Raw genomic sequence first — 13,035 nt, forward strand, 5'->3', positions numbered from 1 at the left:
TTTCTGGCTCCTGATTATTTGGCGTTGGTACGGTAAGTCTCAATCAGTTCGATAAAGTGATCGAACAGCGGCGCGGCATCGTGCGGGCCTGGGCTGGCTTCTGGGTGCCCCTGGAAGCTGAACGCGGCTTTATCGGTACGATGGATGCCCTGCACCGTGTGGTCGAACAGGGATTTATGCGTGACCCGCAACGTGCTCGGCAGATTATTTTCATCAACGGCAAAGCCATGGTTCTGCGCGGTGATCATCACGGTGTTGTTATCCAGATCCTTCACCGGGTGGTTACCGCCGTGGTGGCCAAGCTTCATCTTCATGGTTTTGGCACCGCTGGCCAACGCCAACAGTTGGTGGCCCAGGCAGATACCAAATACCGGGATATCGGTTTCCAGGAAGCGTTTGATGGCGCTGATGGCGTAATCGCAAGGCTCTGGGTCACCAGGGCCGTTGGACAGGAAGATGCCGTCCGGAGCCATTTTCAACACGTCTTCTGCAGGGGTTTGCGCTGGCACCACGGTGAGGCGGCAGCCGCGATCCACCAACATGCGCAGGATGTTGCGCTTGGCGCCGTAATCGTAGGCCACCACATGGTAAGGCAGTTCGCCCGCAGGTTTGGCCTCCGGCAAATCGCCTTCCAGCGTCCAGCTCCCCTGTTGCCAGGCGTAAGCCTCTTTGGTGGTGACCTCTTTCGCCAGGTCCATGCCTTTCAGGCCAGGGAAAGCCTTGGCTTTCTGCAGCGCCAGTTCGGCATCGGTGAGGTCGCCCGCGATGATACAGCCGTTCTGTGCGCCTTTCTCACGCAGCAGGCGGGTCAGCTTGCGGGTATCGATATCGGCAATCGCCACGATATTGTGACGCTTGAGGTAATCGGCCAGGCCCATTTCGTTGCGGTAGTTGCTGGCAATCAGTGGCAGGTCGCGGATGACAAGGCCTTGAGCATGAACAGCGGAGGATTCTGCGTCGGAATCATTGGTGCCGACATTGCCGATATGAGGATAAGTAAGAGTAACGATCTGGCGGGAGTAGGAAGGATCAGTGAGGATTTCTTGATAACCGGTCATCGAGGTATTGAAGACCACTTCCCCCACTGCCGTACCTTCTGCCCCGATGGCCCGACCGTGGAATTGGGTTCCGTCTTCCAGAACCAATAGCGCTGACTTAATCAAAACACCCTCCGAGGAATAATCAATCACAATATTTGCATATTAATTCAGATTTCACGCCCTAAATCAATGCAAAAACCGCCCTCAAGGCCAATTTTTGGCAAATTGGGCGCATTTTAATGATGAGCGTCCCGCTTGTCTAGATAAAGCGCCATTTTTTCCATTATTTTTGCTGACCTCAGGGTTTTAATGGGGTCACAGGCACAAAAACATCAGCAAACTAGGCCGAGTAAACGGTTGCGAGACACAGTGACAGAAAAAATAGCTTAAAACAGCTAAAATCGGTGTGGGGAGCAATAAAGATGACGGAATAAACAGGATTAAGACTGGATAACGCCAACAAAAACAGATTACAGCATTAAAATTAATCGTAAGCCTCATTTTTAATGTTAAAAAAAAGGACAATAAAATTATTGTCCGATTATCATATCATTATGATCAACACAACCACATCACGATGGTGTTCAATAAATTATAACTGGTCTAAACCGAGCACGTCTCGCATATCAAACAGCCCATTATGCTGGTTTGAGATCCAGGATGCGGCACGGACCGCGCCATTGGCAAACGTCATCCGGCTTGAGGCTTTATGGGTGATCTCTACTCGCTCGCCAATATCGGCAAACATGGCGGTATGTTCACCCACTATATCCCCGGCACGAATGGTGGCAAAGCCGATGCTCTTTGGATCGCGCTCGCCGGTATAACCCACACGCTCGTAAACCGCACACTCTTTCAGATCGCGTCCCAAAGCACCGGCAATCGCCTCGCCCATGGCTAACGCCGTTCCTGAAGGAGCATCTACCTTGTGGCGGTGATGAGCTTCCACAATTTCGATATCGGTATAATCGCCCATCACCTTGGCCGCTTTTTCCAACAGCTTGAGCACCACGTTGACACCCACGCTGAAGTTGGCGGCAAACACGATACCAATCTGCTGCGCAGCGGCCTGAATAGCCGCTTTACCCGCATCATCAAAGCCGGTGGTACCGATCACCATGGCTTTGCCGTGGGCCACGCAAAACGCCAGATGGGCCAGAGTGCCTTCCGGGCGGGTGAAATCGATCAGGATATCGAAATCATTGACGACCTTTTCCAGGTTATCGCTGACGGTGACACCTACTGCGCCAACACCAGCCAGTTCGCCGGCATCTGTACCAACCAGGCTAGAACCCGGGCGCTCCAGTGCTGCACCCAATACCACGCCCTGTGCCTGCTGCACGGCCTGTATCAATTGGCGCCCCATGCGGCCACCGGAACCCGCAATCGCGATGCGGATTTGTGAATCAGTCATACTTCGCTCTCTTTTATGGTCAAAAGCCACTCCTCGGCTATGGGTTCAGGGTAACTTCCCTACCCTATCACTACCAGAGGATTTGCTTACGGATTAGAAAATTATGATATGCCCGATATGTTATCAGTAACGCTGTCAATTGATTAACAATTACCCGATTAGCGTCAACCTTCTGTTGCTACATAATCATGCACTATTTATGCATTGCGATGAATGGCGATAAAGTCGATTTTTGCTCATTCTGCACGCTAATGGGCGAGCTCAATACTGCGACACCTGAAGCCTGATGCCGGTGGGAGCCATTAATTACAGCTAGTTAAAACGCAAAACGGGAAGCCAAGGCTTCCCGTTACTTAATGATATTGGCAACGATCAGTCGATCTGCTTGATATCCATGCGCAGTTCTTTCGGCACTTCAAACACGATGTTCTCTTCACGGCCGCTAAGCTCATGCACATCCTTGCCGCCCAAGGCTTTCAAGCGACTGATGACGTCCTGAACCAGCACGTCCGGCGCAGAGGCTCCGGCGGTGACGCCAATGTTGCTGGCGTCTTTCAACCAGGATTCCTGAATGTCCGCCGCCGAGTCGATCAGATAGGCTGGTTTACCCACACGCTGGGCAAGTTCCGCCAAGCGGTTGGAGTTGGACGAGTTCTTCGACCCCACTACCAGCACCACGTCGGCATCACCTGCCAAGCTGCGCACCGCTTCCTGACGGTTGGTGGTGGCATAGCAGATATCGTCCTTACGCGGCCCGATAATATCCGGGAAGCGCTTACGCAACGCATCGATCACGTCAGAAGTATCGTCCACCGATAACGTGGTCTGGGTCATAAAGCACAGGTTATGTTCGTTCTTCACCTGCAATTGCCAGACATCTTCCGGCGACTCAACCAGGTACATGCCCCCCTCAGGGTTGCTGTACTGGCCCATGGTGCCTTCCACTTCCGGATGCCCGGCGTGGCCAATCAGGATTGCTTCGGTGCCCTTACGGCTGGCCCGAGCCACTTCCATATGCACCTTGGTCACCAACGGACAGGTAGCATCAAACAGCATGGTCAGATCGCGGGCTTTGGCCTCGGCCCGAACTGCCTGTGACACACCGTGGGCGGAGAAAATCAGGATCGAGCCATCCGGCACTTCCGCGATCTCTTCGATAAATACCGCACCGCGCTCACGCAGGCTTTCGACCACGTAGCGGTTATGTACCACTTCGTGACGGACGTAAATCGGCGCGCCATAAATCTCCAGCGCACGTTCTACGATGCTGATCGCACGATCAACCCCGGCGCAGAAGCCACGCGGGTTAGCCAGCAATATTTGCATGCGCTTCCTCCTGCTGCGGGTCGATCTCCAGCACTTCGATATCGAAGGTCACCGGATGCCCCGCCAACGGATGGTTGAAATCAACGGTGATCGAATCTTCCGCCACTTCGCGCACCACGCCAGGCATTTCACTGCCGTCGATGGCGGTAAACAGCATGATGGTACCGACATCCGGCACGCCGGTTTCGTTGAAGTCGCGGCGTGAGAAGAACTGGATGAGATCCGGGTTCTCCGCACCGAACGCGGCTTCCGGTTGCAGGGTAAACGCACATTTGTCCCCTACCCGCAAACCGATCAACTGCTGTTCCAACGGAGCAGACAGGCTGCCATCGCCCAGGCGGAACAGCGCGGGTTTGCTGTTGCCCTGGGTGGATTCCGCGGTCGTTCCATCTGCCAGTTTCAGCGTGAAATGCACCAGCACTGCGCTGTTGCCGTTAACCTGAGCCGTCATATCACTTACCTTCGCTGTTGACGCTTTTCTTCGCTGGCAAGAACCCTTCCAGCACGATCATGGCGGCACCGACGCAGATAAAGCTGTCCGCCAGATTGAAGGTCGGGTAATGCCAGTTGCCGATATAAAAGTCGATGAAATCGACCACAAAGCCATGCCACAGCCGATCAAACAGGTTGCCGAGCGCACCGCCGATAATAAAGGCATAGGCGATATTATTCAGCTTCTGCTGGGCACTGCTGCGATACATCATCACCAGCAGCACCACCACGATGGCGACCGCAATACCGGCAAAGAACCAGCGCTGCCAGCCACCGTGATCCGCCAGGAAACTGAACGCCGCACCGTAGTTACGGGCGTAGTACAGGTTGATTGACGGGAACAACGGCTGGGTCTGGCCCAGCACGAAGTTACTCAGGATCCACTGTTTGCTGAAAAAATCCAGCGCCAGCACCACCACTACCAGCCATAGCCAGCGCAAGCCGGTCGAACTTATCGGTCTACTCATCAGGCGCTTGATCTCAGGCAAAGTTACGTTTTTCGCCGTCACCGGCTACGTTGGTCACACAGCGGCCGCAGAGTTCTGCGTGCTCCGCCACCTGGCCGACATCGGTGGTGTAATGCCAGCAGCGCGGGCACTTCTCACCATCCGCTTTGCTGAACGCAATTTTCAGCCCTTTCAACAGTTCACTTTGCTGCGCATCGGCAGGAGCATCGGCAAACGGTGCTACGCTGGCCGATGAGGTCAGCAACACAAAGCGCAGTTCGTCCTGCAGGCTGTTCAGGCGTGCTGCCAGATCGCTATCGGCATACAGCGTAACCGCCGCCTCCAACGAACCGCCAATGTGCTTGTCCGCACGTGCCTGTTCCAGCACCTTGTTCACTTCGCCACGCACTTTCAGCAGATCGGCCCAGAACGCATCGTTCATGCCTTCGCCTGCCGCCAGCCCGAACAGACCGTCATACCACTCTTCGGTAAACACGTACTGCGCGCGTTTGCCTGGCAGGAAGGCCCAGATTTCATCGGCGGTAAACGACATGATCGGTGCCATCCAACGTACCAGCGCTTCTGCAATGTGGAACAGAGCGGTCTGGCAGCTGCGGCGGGCAACGCTGTCGCTTTTCGCGGTGTACTGACGGTCTTTGATGATGTCCAGATAGAAGGACCCCATTTCTACCGAGCAGAACTGCATCAGGCGCTGCACCACTTCGTGGAAATCGTAGTTGGCATAGGCCTGCTCGATATCCTGCTGTGCGGCCATTGCACGGCCTACGGCCCAACGATCCAGTACCACCATCTCTTCCGGTGCCACGCAGTCAGTGCTTGGATCAAACCCGTTCAGGTTGGCTAGCAGGAAACGCGCGGTATTACGGATGCGGCGATAAGAATCGGCAGCACGCTTGAGGATTTCGTCGGAAACCGCAATCTCGCCGGTGTAGTCGGTAGAAGCGACCCACAGGCGCAGAATGTCCCCACCCAGCTTGTTCATCACGTCCTGCGGGCTGACGGTGTTGCCGATTGACTTGGACATTTTGCGGCCCTGACCATCGACGGTAAAGCCATGGGTCAGCACTTCTTTGTAAGGCGCCTTACCCTTCATCGCGGTCGAAATCATCAGCGATGACATGAACCAGCCACGATGTTGGTCGGAACCTTCCAGATACATGTCGGCAGAGTGGCCGTTGAATTCTGGACGCACGTCAACCACGGAAGAATGGGTTGAACCTGAGTCAAACCAAACGTCCAGCGTATCGGGCACTTTCACATAATCGGCCGCTTCGGCACCGAGGATATCGGCAGCGTCCAGATCCCACCAGGCCTGGATCCCGTCCTGCTCAACACGCTTGGCCACTTCTTCCATCAGCTCTACGCTGCGTGGGTGAAGCTGCTCGGTGTCTTTATGCACGAACAGGGACATTGGAACGCCCCAGGTACGCTGACGTGAGATACACCAGTCTGGACGGTTAGCCACCATGGTTTCGATACGCGCCTGGCCCCAATCCGGGATCCACTGCACGCCCTTGATCTCTTCCAGTGACTGCTTGCGCAGCCCCTTTTGATCCATGCTGATAAACCATTGCGGCGTGGCACGGAAAATGATCGGCGTTTTGTGGCGCCAGCAGCACGGGTAGCTGTGTTGCAGTTTTTCCACGTGCAGCAGAGCGCCTTTCTCACGCAGCAGCTCAACGATCAGATCGTTGGCCTTGAACACGAATTTACCGTCCAGCGTTGGATAGGTGCCGGTCAGGTAGCAGCCGTTCGGGCCAACCGGGTTGGCGACTTCCAGGCCGTATTTCTGGCCGATGATGAAGTCATCCGGGCCGTGACCAGGAGCGGTATGTACGGCACCGGTACCGGCATCCAGCGTAACGTGATCGCCCAGGATCGCCGGCACGTCAAAGCCCATAAACGGATGGGTAAAGCGCATCAGTTCCAGATCGCTGCCCTTGCAGCTGCCCAGCACTTCCCAATGGGTAATGCCTGCACGCTTCATCACGCTTTCTACCAGGTCCGCTGCCAGGATCAGGCATTGACCTTCAACCTGTACCAGATGGTAGCTGAACTCTGCATTCAGCGAGATCGCACGGTTGGCAGGCAGCGTCCACGGTGTGGTCGTCCAGATCACCAGTGACACCGGGCCATTCACGTTGGTTACACCAAACTTGCTGGCCACCGCCGCCGCATCAACCGCATGAAACGCGACGTCGATGGATGGCGAGGTTTTGTCGTAATATTCAACTTCTGCTTCCGCCAGGGAAGAACCGCAGTCCGTACACCAGTGCACCGGCTTGGCGCCTTTGAGCAGATGACCATTACTGATGATCTTGCCCAACGCACGGATGATGTTGGCTTCGGTTTTAAAATTCATGGTCAGGTACGGATGATCCCAGTCGCCCAGCACCCCCAGACGGATAAAGTCTTTCTTCTGGCCTTCTACCTGCTCGGCAGCATATTCACGGCATTTCTGGCGGAACTCTGCCGGTGTCAGTTTCTCACCCGGTTTGCCATACAGTTGCTCAACCTTCAGTTCGATAGGCAGACCGTGGCAGTCCCAGCCTGGAACATAAGGCGAATCAAAGCCAGCCATCCCTTTTGACTTGATAATAATGTCTTTGAGGATCTTGTTTACCGAGTGACCAATGTGAATGCTGCCATTCGCATACGGAGGGCCGTCATGCAGAATGAAGGATTTCTTGCCCTTTTTGGCGGCACGAATGATCCCGTACAGATCCTGTTCATACCAACGTGCGAGCATGCCAGGTTCACGCTTGGCGAGATCGCCACGCATCGGGAACCCTGTTTCCGGCAAGTTCAGGGTATTCTTGTAGTCACTCATTAGATTCTCGATCTCGTTTCGGTTCGTAGATTAAGCCGGTGTCTGTAGCCCGAAGAACGTCCGGGCCGTCACCACATCATTGGCGATTTGCTGCTTTAGCGCATCGAGCGAAGCAAAACGCTGTTCATTGCGCAATTTTGCGCGCAGCACCACATCAAGGTGGCGCCCGTAAAGATCCATGGTTACATCCAGCAGATGCACTTCCAACTGCTGACGTACACCTGCCACCGTTGGGCGAGTGCCAATATTGGCCACGCCCGGCAAAGGCTCGGGGCCAAGGCCATAAACATCGACGGCATATACCCCTTTCACCGGGGCAACCAGGCGTTTGAGCGGCAGGTTGGCGGTTGGGAAACCAATGGTTCGCCCCAGTTCATCGCCATGCACTACGCGCCCGGAAATACTGTAAGGATGCCCCAGCAGGGTTTCTGCCAGCGGCAAATCATCATCACGCAACGCATTGCGGATGGCGGTGCTGCTGATACGCAGATCGCCTTCACGGAAGCTTGGCGTGCTGACCACCTCAAAGCCGAATTCTTGCCCGGCAAGCTCTAACAGCGGGAAATCCCCCTGGCGACCAGCACCAAAGCGGAAATCATCCCCCACCATCAGGAATTTTACCCCCAGCTTTTCGACCAGCAGCTCGGCAACGAATGCCTGAGCGGTATGGGCGGCAAAGCGGGGATCAAACTTGACGCACAACAGGTAATCAACCCCGGCCTGCGCCAGGTATTTGGCTTTGTCACGCAAGCGCGTGAGGCGGGCCGGAGCCTTATCCGCGGCAAACAGTTCCAGCGGCTGCGGCTCAAAGATCATGACGATGACCGGTAACCCCAGACGCCGTCCTTCCTGCTTCAACTGCCCCAATAGCGCCTTATGACCGCGATGGACGCCGTCAAAATTGCCGATGGTGAGCACACAGCCACGGTGGCGTGCCCGGATATTATGGATGCCGCGAATTAGCTGCATAGCTGGCCCAACACAGTGGAAATCGGCGGATTATACCTTGTACAGCGGTCAAGGTTAACCCGCGATTGGTTCCTTTGATGTAATAGTCATACCATACCGGAGGATAATCGCCTTAACCACCGTTTATCTGGCCCAATGCGTGCTATATTAGCGCGCTGATAGCGAGCTTGGCTTCTGGCCGACGCTTGAAAGACGGGGGATAACCCACCAGGACCAACAGCTTGCAGACTGTGATGCAAATCACATGGCGATTTTTCTCGTGAAACACTGTATTCCCATGGCTGAAGCTGGTAAAATCCTGCGCCATCACAACGTAGCAAGTGCCGCCCGTACAAACGGCGCTTATTTGCACAAATCCATTGACAAACGAAGGCTAAAAGGGCATATTCCTCGGCCTTTGAATTGTCCTCAATATATATATTTGGGAGTTGGACCTTGGCTAATATCAAATCAGCTAAGAAACGCGCCATACAGTCTGAGAAACGTCGCAAGCATAACGCTAGCCGTCGCTCAATGGTGCGTACCTTCATTAAGAAGGTTGACGCAGCTATCGCAGCTGGCGACAAAGACGCAGCACAAAAAGCATTCCTCGTAATGCAACCACTTGTGGATCGCCAGGCAGCTAAAGGCCTGATCCACAAAAACAAAGCAGCGCGTCATAAGTCAAACCTGACGGCGCGTATCAACGCAATGCAATAAGCATTACGTTGTGTGCTTGTTAAAAAAACCGGCTTCGGCCGGTTTTTTTACGCCTGGCGTTCAAGCCTACAGCGCGAACAGCGCCGAGAAGTCCTTGTTGCATACCCGCTGTACCGCCGGATGCTGGATCATTCGCTCGGCAAAAATGATGTAATACTCTTCCTGCACGCTATCGACACGGCCGATCTCCACCACGTCATCATCGCTATAGGTATCCAGCGCATACAGCGTTGGCGCCACGAAGATCGCATTGTGGTACAGGCCGAAAGCCTTCATCAGGGCTGCATCGTCAAACTCCCCCAGTATCTCAACCTTGATACCTTGCGTGTTGAACCAGTTAAGCAGCTTGCGCCCCAGCATTGAACGCCTTCCCGGGATCAACAAGCGGCGCTGTTCCAGACAGGCCGGAAACGGTAAATCGGGTATCGGCTGACGACAGAAGAAGCTGACCCCACACTCCCCCAGCTTAAGCGAAAACAAGCCTTCCTGCTGGCTGGAGTCGACCGGGCAATCCGACAGGATCATATCCAGTTTATGCTGGCTCAGTTGCTCAAGCAGCATCTCATGGGTTGATTCAAAACAGCGCAGGTGGATTTGCTCATTGTCCACTACCACCGCAGTTTCCAACACCTGGCTGACCAGACGTTTGGATAGCGCATCCGCTACGCCCACGTCAAACAGCAGGTTGGACTCCTTGCGGTAGTTGACGATATCCAGCATTTCCTGGCTGAGCATAAACATCTTGTCGGCATAGCGGAACACCAGTTGGCCTAGCTCGGAGGGGACCAGCCCGCGCCCCTGGCGTTTGAACAGCTTACCGTTGAGCCGTTCTTCCAGTGCCTTGATTTGGCCAGTGATGGTCTGCGGCGTGAGGAACAGGGCTTCCGCCGCTCCCACGACCGACCCCTCCTTGCAGACCTGCCAGAAGTAATACAGATGGTTAAAGTTGATATGAGACATTCTCAAAACGTTCTCTCCTTAGGTTTCTCATCGGCAAACGGTCTGCCGTGATGAGCGACAAACTCCCTATCGTTAATTTCGGACAACGCAAAGTTATCTTTAATCCCAAGTGCAGCGTGGCTGACGAAGCCACGCTGCCGCTACTATTGTAATAGCCCTTCAGCAACGAGGGGTAAACACAAAGGTCATCGGCTGCGGGGCAAACTCAAACGCAGCAGGCCGTAACCCACTACCGCAGCGCTGGTCGATCCCAATAGTATGCCTAATTTGGCATAGGTACTGAGAGCCACATCCGCCTCGGCGAAGGCCAATGAGGCAATAAAAATCGACATGGTGAAACCAATACCACAGAGCACGGCCACGGCAAACACTTGTTTAAAGCCGATATCCTGCGGCAAACGGGCAATCCCCAGTTTCACCGCCAGCCAGCAGAAGACGAAAATCCCCAGCGGCTTGCCGATAAACAGCCCGGCAGCAATCCCCAGCGGCAACAGTGAAGTCAACCCGCTCAAGGACACCCCTTGCAACGAGACACCCGCGTTGGCAAAGGCAAACAGCGGCAGGATCAGGAAGGCGACCCATGGGTGCAGCTCATGCTCCAGGGTTTCGGAGGGCGAAGGCTCACTCTTGGCGTTCAGCGGGATCATAAAGCCGACAATCACCCCTGCCAGCGTAGCGTGAACACCCGACTTGAGGATCGCAACCCACAGCACCAATCCGACCATCATATACAGCGAGGTTTTACCCACTCCCCGCCAGTTCATTAGCGCCAATACCACGATCGCCGCAGCCGCAACGCCCAGCGCCACCATCGAGACCTGATGGGTGTAGAACAACGCGATAATGATGATGACCCCAAGGTCATCGATAATCGCCAAGGCCAGCAAAAATACTTTCAGGCTGGTCGGCACCCGGTTGCCCAGTAAGGCCATCACGCCCAAGGCAAAGGCAATATCCGTTGCCGCCGGGATCGCCCAACCCTGGCGGGTTACTTCATCGGCACCGTTGAACAGCAGATAGATCAGCGCCGGAGCCAGCATGCCGCCTAACGCGGCAATCGCCGGGAAGATGGCCTTCTCACGCCCAGCCAGGGAACCTTGCAGCAGTTCACGTTTGACTTCAAGCCCCACCACCAGGAAGAAGATAGCCATTAAACCGTCGTTAATCCACAGCAGCAGCGGTTTGGCAATGTCCAGCGAGGCGATGCTGACCGCCACGGGTAAGTTAAGGAAGGCCTGATACAGCCCCTGTACGGGGGTATTAGCCATGATCAAAGCCACCACGGCGGCAGCGATCAGAATAATGCCCCCAGCGGCTTCTTGACGCAGAAATTGACGAATAATAGTAGTCACAGTAAGTCGCTCCAAAATGCCCGTCGTCTTTCAAGCTGCGACTCGAAATCCATAGGGCATAGATAATGGGGGCAAAGCGCCCCGGTTTCCAGACAATGAAACGAGTATAGTCGAGGAATCACCTCGAAAAAATCAGTTTATAAATGCAAAACAACTCGTAAAAACCGACTTATTCGCGCTATATATCACACTTTTAATAGGGACTTTCATACATCAAAGATAAAAAAACCCCGGTTTGCTTAGACCGGGGTTTGAGGGTTGATGCGTGGAAAACGTTGATTAACGAGTCAGGTCGTCAAAAAACTTTTTCACGCCGTCGAAGAAGCTTTTCGAACGCGGGCTGTTTTTATCCCCAGAAGGGCCACCCAGGCTCTCTTCCAACTCTTTGAGCAGTTGCTTCTGCTTCTCGTTCAGACTCACCGGCGTTTCTACCACCACGCGGCACAGCAGGTCACCCTGGCTGCCACCCCGTACCGATTTCACCCCTTTGCCACGCATGCGGAACAGTTTACCGGTCTGAGTTTCCGCCGGGACTTTCAGCTTGACGCGGCCATCCAGCGTTGGCACTTCAATCTCGCCACCCAAGGCAGCCATAGCAAAGTTGATCGGCACTTCGCAGTAGAGATTATTGCCTTCACGTTCGAAGATCGGGTGAGCACTCACCTGAACCTGAACGTACAGATCGCCTGCTGGCGCGCCGTGTTCGCCAGCTTCACCTTCACCCGCCAGGCGGATGCGGTCGCCAGTATCTACGCCCGCCGGGATTTTCACCGACAGGGTTTTGGATTTCTCTACGCGACCATGGCCGTGACATTTGTTGCACGGATCCTTGATGATCTGACCACGCCCGTGGCAGTGCGGACAAGCCTGCTGCACGGTGAAGAACCCTTGGCGCATCTGCACCTGACCCTGACCATGACAGGTCGGACAGGTTGCCGGCGAACTGCCCGGCTTGGCACCGTTACCGTGGCAGACATCACACTCTTCCAGCGTTGGAATACGGATCTCTTTGGTCACGCCACGCACGGCTTCTTCGAGCGTCAGATCCATGTTGTAACGCAAATCGGATCCACGGCTAGCACGTTGACGGCGTCCGCCGCCAAAGATATCGCCAAACACGTCGCCAAAGATATCGCTGAAGTCGGCACCGCCGCCACCAAAGCCACCACCACCGCCCATACCACCTTGCTCAAAGGCCGCATGGCCGTATTGATCGTAGGCAGCACGTTTTTGATCGTCGGTCAGGACCTCGTAGGCTTCCTTGACCTCTTTAAACTGGCTTTCGGCGTCTTTTTCCTGATTACGATCAGGGTGATACTTCATCGCCAGGCGCTTATACGCCTTTTTGATTTCGCGCTCGTCTGCCGTCTTGGCAACGCCGAGCACCTCGTAATAATCTCTCTTCGCCATTATTTCTCTTACCCTTAACATGCGTGCACGGGCGTAGAGTTGCCTCGACGCCCGTGCTGGTTTCCGGTTACGGCCT

Annotated in this window: 11 protein-coding genes; 1 reads left to right on the forward strand and 10 read right to left on the reverse strand. The window is 54.8% G+C overall.

Annotation, left to right across the window (positions count from 1 at the left end; genetic code table 11):
- Positions 1-14 precede the first annotated feature (14 nt).
- The 7 genes from carA to ribF form a co-directional block, all read right to left on the reverse strand.
- The gene (carA, locus tag ACMV5H_RS03790; RefSeq protein WP_115159055.1) at positions 15-1,163 is read right to left on the reverse strand and encodes a glutamine-hydrolyzing carbamoyl-phosphate synthase small subunit; all 1,149 of its coding nucleotides are present in this window, start codon (positions 1,161-1,163) and stop codon (positions 15-17) included.
- 469 nt (positions 1,164-1,632) lie between these two features.
- A complete protein-coding gene (gene dapB, locus ACMV5H_RS03795) occupies positions 1,633-2,454 on the reverse strand; it encodes a 4-hydroxy-tetrahydrodipicolinate reductase (RefSeq protein WP_021179262.1) in 822 nt (273 codons plus the stop codon).
- 372 nt (positions 2,455-2,826) lie between these two features.
- Positions 2,827-3,780, reverse strand: coding sequence for a 4-hydroxy-3-methylbut-2-enyl diphosphate reductase (gene ispH / locus ACMV5H_RS03800; RefSeq protein WP_021179261.1), 954 nt, complete (start codon positions 3,778-3,780; stop codon positions 2,827-2,829).
- Positions 3,761-4,231 (reverse strand): FKBP-type peptidyl-prolyl cis-trans isomerase, encoded by a 471-nt coding sequence (gene fkpB, locus ACMV5H_RS03805; RefSeq protein ID WP_414821480.1) that lies wholly within the window; start codon positions 4,229-4,231, stop codon positions 3,761-3,763. The genes ispH and fkpB overlap by 20 nt, the downstream gene beginning before the upstream one ends.
- Position 4,232: 1 nt before the next feature.
- On the reverse strand, positions 4,233-4,739 hold the full coding sequence (gene lspA / locus ACMV5H_RS03810) for a signal peptidase II (protein WP_024527207.1): 507 nt from the start codon (positions 4,737-4,739) through the stop codon (positions 4,233-4,235).
- A gap of 13 nt (positions 4,740-4,752) precedes the next feature.
- A complete protein-coding gene (ileS, locus tag ACMV5H_RS03815; protein ID WP_094982166.1) occupies positions 4,753-7,569 on the reverse strand; it encodes an isoleucine--tRNA ligase in 2,817 nt (938 codons plus the stop codon).
- Positions 7,570-7,599: 30 nt separating this feature from the next.
- Positions 7,600-8,538, reverse strand: a complete 939-nt coding sequence (gene ribF, locus ACMV5H_RS03820) for a bifunctional riboflavin kinase/FAD synthetase (protein WP_024483575.1) — start codon at positions 8,536-8,538, stop codon at positions 7,600-7,602.
- A 435-nt stretch (positions 8,539-8,973) separates the two neighbouring features.
- Here ribF and rpsT point away from each other — a divergent pair, with 435 nt between their 5' ends.
- Positions 8,974-9,237 (forward strand): 30S ribosomal protein S20, encoded by a 264-nt coding sequence (rpsT, locus tag ACMV5H_RS03825; RefSeq protein ID WP_024527210.1) that lies wholly within the window; start codon positions 8,974-8,976, stop codon positions 9,235-9,237.
- 66 nt (positions 9,238-9,303) lie between these two features.
- On the opposite strand, the gene nhaR is transcribed toward rpsT, so the two are convergent.
- The 3 genes from nhaR to dnaJ form a co-directional block, all read right to left on the reverse strand.
- Complete coding sequence (gene nhaR / locus ACMV5H_RS03830; RefSeq protein ID WP_021179255.1) at positions 9,304-10,203, reverse strand: transcriptional activator NhaR; 900 nt, start codon at positions 10,201-10,203, stop codon at positions 9,304-9,306.
- A gap of 179 nt (positions 10,204-10,382) precedes the next feature.
- On the reverse strand, positions 10,383-11,549 hold the full coding sequence (gene nhaA / locus ACMV5H_RS03835; RefSeq protein ID WP_059199710.1) for a Na+/H+ antiporter NhaA: 1,167 nt from the start codon (positions 11,547-11,549) through the stop codon (positions 10,383-10,385).
- A gap of 279 nt (positions 11,550-11,828) precedes the next feature.
- Positions 11,829-12,959 (reverse strand): molecular chaperone DnaJ, encoded by a 1,131-nt coding sequence (dnaJ, locus tag ACMV5H_RS03840; protein ID WP_021179253.1) that lies wholly within the window; start codon positions 12,957-12,959, stop codon positions 11,829-11,831.
- Between the last annotated feature and the right edge of the window lie 76 nt (positions 12,960-13,035).

It is taken from the genome of Serratia sp. N21D137, from assembly GCF_047530005.1.
Taxonomy (GTDB): domain Bacteria; phylum Pseudomonadota; class Gammaproteobacteria; order Enterobacterales; family Enterobacteriaceae; genus Chania; species Chania fonticola_B.

Bases quoted from the DNA above. Each gene is read 5' to 3' on its own strand.
- fkpB (WP_414821480.1), bottom strand. From the start codon at position 4,231: ATGACGGCTCAGGTTAACGGCAACAGCGCAGTGCTGGTGCATTTCACG.
- lspA (WP_024527207.1), bottom strand. From the start codon at position 4,739: ATGAGTAGACCGATAAGTTCGACCGGCTTGCGCTGGCTATGGCTGGTA.
- ispH (WP_021179261.1), bottom strand. From the start codon at position 3,780: ATGCAAATATTGCTGGCTAACCCGCGTGGCTTCTGCGCCGGGGTTGAT.
- dnaJ (WP_021179253.1), bottom strand. From the start codon at position 12,959: ATGGCGAAGAGAGATTATTACGAGGTGCTCGGCGTTGCCAAGACGGCA.
- dapB (WP_021179262.1), bottom strand. From the start codon at position 2,454: ATGACTGATTCACAAATCCGCATCGCGATTGCGGGTTCCGGTGGCCGC.
- ileS (WP_094982166.1), bottom strand. From the start codon at position 7,569: ATGAGTGACTACAAGAATACCCTGAACTTGCCGGAAACAGGGTTCCCG.
- ribF (WP_024483575.1), bottom strand. From the start codon at position 8,538: ATGCAGCTAATTCGCGGCATCCATAATATCCGGGCACGCCACCGTGGC.